The organism is Streptomyces sp. ATLC9 (assembly GCF_057196705.1).
Genome location: NZ_JBXUOY010000356.1, coordinates 1 through 4,582 on the forward strand (window position 1 = coordinate 1; position 4,582 = coordinate 4,582).

The 4,582-nt window shown below is 73.4% G+C and carries 4 protein-coding genes; 1 reads left to right on the forward strand and 3 read right to left on the reverse strand.

Annotated features, from left to right (window positions below; translation table 11 throughout):
- Window positions 1-255 precede the first annotated feature (255 nt).
- From gdhA to AC2CJA_RS24480, 3 genes are all read right to left on the reverse strand, one after another.
- Complete coding sequence (gdhA, locus tag AC2CJA_RS24470) at window positions 256-1,581, reverse strand: NADP-specific glutamate dehydrogenase (RefSeq protein WP_484604852.1); 1,326 nt, start codon at window positions 1,579-1,581, stop codon at window positions 256-258.
- 241 nt (window positions 1,582-1,822) lie between these two features.
- Window positions 1,823-2,308 (reverse strand): hypothetical protein, encoded by a 486-nt coding sequence (locus AC2CJA_RS24475; protein WP_484604853.1) that lies wholly within the window; start codon window positions 2,306-2,308, stop codon window positions 1,823-1,825.
- Window positions 2,305-2,640, reverse strand: coding sequence for a hypothetical protein (locus tag AC2CJA_RS24480; RefSeq protein WP_484604854.1), 336 nt, complete (start codon window positions 2,638-2,640; stop codon window positions 2,305-2,307). The genes AC2CJA_RS24475 and AC2CJA_RS24480 overlap by 4 nt, the downstream gene beginning before the upstream one ends.
- 369 nt (window positions 2,641-3,009) lie before the next feature.
- Between AC2CJA_RS24480 and AC2CJA_RS24485 the strand changes: the two genes are divergently transcribed.
- Window positions 3,010-4,317, forward strand: coding sequence for a type III PLP-dependent enzyme domain-containing protein (locus AC2CJA_RS24485; protein ID WP_484604855.1), 1,308 nt, complete (start codon window positions 3,010-3,012; stop codon window positions 4,315-4,317).
- Window positions 4,318-4,582: the final 265 nt, after the last annotated feature.

Sequence of the window (4,582 nt, forward strand, 5' to 3'; positions counted from 1 at the left end):
CCCGCGCGCGCGGGGCGGGCCGCGCGCGGGGGGGGGCGCCCGCCCCCCCCCCCCCCCCCCCCCGCCCCCCGGTACGCCCGCCGTACCGGCTGGTGCCGCGTCAGTCAGGGTCTGCCCGGTGGCGGGGCTCCCCCGGCCTCCGGCCGGGGGAGCCCCAGGCGCGTGCGATCGCCAGGCGGCCGGAAACCGCGTGTGGTTGCCTGCCCGGGCTTTCGGCCAACGAAGCGGGCGGGGTGAACCTCGGCCGACGCGGCACTAGATCAGGCCCTGCGCCACCATGCCCTGCTCCACCAGCTCGAAGCCGGCGATGTTGGCGCCGGCCACGTAGTCGCCGGGGCGGCCGTAGCGCTCGGCGGTGGTGTGGCACAGGCCGTGGATGTGCCGCATGATCTCGGTCAGCCGCGCCTCGGTGTGCTCGAAGGTCCACGAGTCGCGCGAGGCGTTCTGCTGCATCTCCAGGGCGCTGGTGGCCACACCGCCGGCGTTGGCCGCCTTGCCGGGGCCGAACAGCACGTCGGCCTCGCGCAGCACGCGCACGCCCCCCGGGGTGGTGGGCATGTTCGCGCCCTCGCCTACCGCCTGCACGCCGTTGCGCACCAGCGTCGCGGCGTCCTTCTCGTCCAGCTCGTTCTGGGTGGCCGAGGGCAGCGCCACCTCGCACGGCACCTCCCAGACCCGGCCGCCGGGGACGAAGCGCGCCCCGACGCGCTCGGCGTACTCGGACAGCCGGCCGCGCTCGGTGAGCTTGACCTGCTTCAGCAGCTCCAGGTCGATGCCCTTCTCCGCGACGACGTAGCCGCCGGAGTCGGAGCAGGCGATCGGGACGGCGCCGAGTTGCCGGGCCTTCTCCATGGCGTAGATGGCCACGTTGCCGGAACCGGAGACGACCACGCGCTTGCCCTCCAGGGTCTCGCCGCGCGTCCTGAGCATCTCCTCGGTGAAGACGACCAGGCCGTAACCGGTGGCCTCGGTGCGGGCCTGGGAGCCGCCCCACAGGACGCCCTTGCCGGTCAGGACGCCGGCCTCCCAGCGGTTGGTGATCCGGCGGTACTGGCCGAAGAGATAGCCGATCTCGCGGCCGCCGACCCCGATGTCGCCCGCCGGGATGTCCGTGTACTCACCCAGGTGGCGGTACAGCTCGGTCATGAAGGACTGGCAGAAGCGCATGACCTCCGCGTCCGACCTCCCCTTGGGGTCGAAGTCGCTGCCGCCCTTGCCGCCGCCGATCGGCATGCCGGTCAGGGCGTTCTTGAAGGTCTGCTCGAAGCCCAGGAACTTGATGACCCCCAGGTTGACGGACGGATGGAAGCGCAGGCCGCCCTTGTACGGGCCGAGGGCGCTGTTGAACTCCACCCGGAAACCGCGGTTGACGTGGGTCCTCCCGGAGTCGTCGCTCCACGGGACGCGGAAGATGATCTGCCGCTCAGGCTCGCACAGGCGCTCGATGAGGGACTCGTCCAGCAGCTCGGGACGCCGGGCGAAGACCGGTTCGAGGGATTCCAGGACCTCCCACACGGCCTGGTGGAACTCCTTCTCGCCGGGATTGCGGTGCAGTATCCGGTCGTAGATCTTCTCGATCACGCGTACTCCTAGAAGGTGCGGCTCCTGTTGTCCCGCCGGTTCCGCCGACCCCTGCGGAACCCGTGAAACGCACGACGCCGAGCACCCCCGTGGAGATCGGGTGCTCGGCGTCTTCGTCGACGTGGCGGACTTCAAGCGTGACACGCCCCGACTGCGAGTTCCTCCCGGGGTGCCCCGGGTACCCGGCCCGGCGGCCGGAAACCGGGGCGGCGCGGGCGCCGCCCCGGGCCGCGGAACCGCTTCAGACCGGAACGACATGAACATCATGGGCGTTCATCACCTGGAGATACGCCTCGATATCGCCAGGGTCGCTGGTGAAGACCACCGCGCTGCCGTGCCGGACGGCCGACAGCGCCACCAGCGCGTCCACCGCGTCCGGACGCTTCCTCGGCGGGAGCTCCGCCTTCCCCAGGGCCGCGCCGATACGCTGCCAGTCGGCGAGATCCGGTCCCGTCACGCAGGTGATGCACGCCGTCTGGCCGACCTCGGTGGGACGCATGGCCGACTCGGAGCCGCGCGCCCGCGGAACCGTACAGCCCCTCAGCGCCAAAGCCAGCGCGTGGACCGTCGCCGGACTGGGACGCCACACCTGAGCCAGCACCGGGCCGGGTACCACGGCCCGGTGCGGCGCCTCCCCCATGGCGGCGTGAAGGCGTGCCGCCTTCGCCTTGCGGTCGGCCAGCGCGATGAGCATGCCGGTGTCGTACACCGGCACCCGTGCGGTCACGCCGCGTTCCCGGGGTGGCTGTCGGCCCTGGTGGGCGCGTCGCCCCCGAGAACGAGCTCCACGGCTTCGCGCACCTCCTGCCGCTCCGCCTCGGTGAGATCGTCGTCGCCGGGCTCGGGAAGCGCGGGCAGTTCGGCGGCCTCCGCCTCGGCCGCGGCGATCACCGCGTCGATGTGGGAGAACTGGGCCTCTATGGCCTCGGTCTCCGCCATCTGCCGTGTGGCGGCGTTGACCAGGTAAGCGGAGACATCCATGCCCGCACGCTCGGCATGGGCCCTGATGCGCGCGGCGTGTTCGCTGTCCAGGCTGATGCTGATCCTCGTCTTGGCCATGAATGCATTGTATGACGCGTATTACGCCCTGCTTCACGTTCTTCCCCGCGGTCGTCCGACAACCTGCCGCCCAGGACTACAAACGGCCTCACTGGTAAGGGATGTGGCATCCCCGGCGCGCGTGCGCGGGGGCCGCGCGGGAAGCGGGGTACAAGCGCCTGCGCGCCGCGTGGCGCGCTTGGAGGGAAAGGGGAGACGAATTAAGTTAGGCTCACCTAATTTCCTGGCCGCTCGGGCGGTCGGGCGACGCATCCGGAGGGAGGGGACGTGAGCGCTTCCGACGGCGGCTGACACCACGCACCGGACGACCGCACCGCCTCCCCGACCCACCGCCTTCCCGACCGCGCCGCACCCAGCGAGGTAGAGCCCGTGTCCATCGTTCTCCCGCCCTCCGCCGCCCCGCGTTCCGCCTACCCCGCCGAGGTCCTGCCCGAGCCGGTCCGCCGGCGCCTGCTGGAGCTGGCGGAGGGCGAGGCACCCGTCTCCGCCTACCTCTACGACGGCCGGGCCGCCGCCGCGCGCGCCCGCGAGCTGCGCGCCGCGCTGCCGGAGTGGGCGGCCGTCCACTACGCGGTGAAGGCCAACTCCTTCCCCGGCGTCGTACGCGCGCTGGCCCCGTACGTGGACGGCTTCGAGGTCGCCTCCCGCACCGAGCTGGAGCTGGCCCTGGCCGCCCTGCGGGAGCGGGACGGCTCCGGAGACCCGCAGGGCTCCGGCCGCTCCTCCCCCGTCCCCGTCGTCGCCGCCGGGCCCGCCAAGTCCGTGCCCGTACTGGCCGCCCTGGTGCGCGCCGGGGTCGAGGCGATCAACGCCGAGAGCCTGCTGGAGCTGCACCGCATCAGCCGCATCGCCGTCGCCGAGGGCACCACCGCCCGGGTGGCGCTGCGGGTCAACCCCGCCGGCGGCCCCGATGACGGCCCCGACGCCGCCCCGGCCCCCGGGTCGCTGCGCATGGGCGGCCGGGCGTCGCAGTTCGGGGTGTCCGAGCCCGACGTGCCCGGGGTGCTGGAGCAGGCGCTGCGGCTGCCGGGCCTGGACGTCACGGGCTTCCACGTCCACGCGGCCTCCAACAACCTCGACGCCGACTCCCAGGCCGCCCATCTGCGCCGGTGTGTGGAGTGGAGCGCGGCGACCGCCCGGAGGCACGGCGTGGACCTGCGCATGGTCGACGTCGGCGGCGGCATAGGCGTGGCCTTCGAGGAGCTCGCGGGCGAGCGGCCCTTCGACGTGGACCGCTTCGGCGAGCTGGTCGCGCGGTGCGAGCCGCCGCCGGGCGTGCGGGTGGTCCTGGAGCCGGGCCGCTTCCTGGTGGCCGACTGCGGCTGGTACGCGGCCGAGGTCACCGACGTCAAGCACAGCTACGGCACCGCCTTCGCCGTGCTGCGCGGCGGCATCAACCACTTCCAGCTCCCCACCTCCTGGGACCTGGTGCACAACATCGCCGTCCTGCCCGTCGACCGCTGGCCCGACGGCCTGCCGCGCCCGGAGGCGGCCGGTACGCGCGTCACCGTCGTCGGCGAGCTGTGCACCCCCGAGGACACCCTGCTGCGCGATGTCCGGGTGGACCGAGTCCGAGCGGGGGATCTGGTCGTTTTCCCCTACGCGGGCTCCTACGGCTGGGAGTTCGCGATGCACGGCTTCCTCGGCCACCCCGTCGCGGAACGCCACCTGCTGTGACCGGCGACCGACCGCCCACCCGGGGACGGCCGCCGGGCCGTACGGCCGACGCCCTCCCCGACGGAGCAGAGGAACAACGGAGTTATGACGCCATGACCGTGTCCACCGCACCCCCGACACCGGCCGCCGCCACGGCCACCGACTCCGCGGCCACGGACACCGCACCGGGACGGGCGGCGTGACGGGCCGCGTCCGCGCGGCGGAGACGGACTCCCCCGGCGCCGGACCTCCCGGGCGCCCGGGACGGCGGCGGCCGGGCCGAGGC